1 protein-coding gene is annotated in these 503 nt (G+C 27.2%); it reads right to left on the reverse strand.

The window, feature by feature from the left end; all coding sequences use genetic code 11:
• The coding region (locus R7P64_RS24780; RefSeq protein WP_318124301.1) for a hypothetical protein at nt 1-503 on the reverse strand (503 nt) is incomplete at both ends.

A 503-nucleotide genomic window follows, 5' to 3' on the forward strand; every position in this document is an offset into this window, starting at 1 on the left:
CCTCTACATTGGTATCCTCATCTCCCCAATAAGATATAGTATTAGTTTTTAAATCAATAACTCCTAATTTAAGAACTTGACTGCCATTAGGTCGACCTACAAAAAATACTTTGTCACCATCAGAAATTATATAATTAACAGCGAAAAGATCATTTGTTAACTGTCTTTCTTTAGAAGCTTTTAAATCGAAAACGAATATATTATCCCCAATATTCTCATCTATGCTTGTACGTTTGGTATAATACACTGATTTTGTTTTAGCATCGTAATATCCTAAAGGATATTGTGAACTATATTCAAATTGAAATACTTCATCTGTTGTTTTTGTTTTAATATCATAAACCATTATTTTTGTTGTTATCTTACCGGTGTCAATATTTTCCTCAGAATTTGTTATTGAAATGTAATTATCAATAGTGGTATCCCTATTAATTATAAAAATTGTTAATAATACGATACATACTAAAACAATAGCTATGATAGATAAACATCTTTTTTTCACA

It is taken from the genome of Vibrio sp. 2304 (genome assembly GCF_033339475.1).
Classification (GTDB): Bacteria; Pseudomonadota; Gammaproteobacteria; order Enterobacterales; family Vibrionaceae; genus Vibrio; species Vibrio alginolyticus.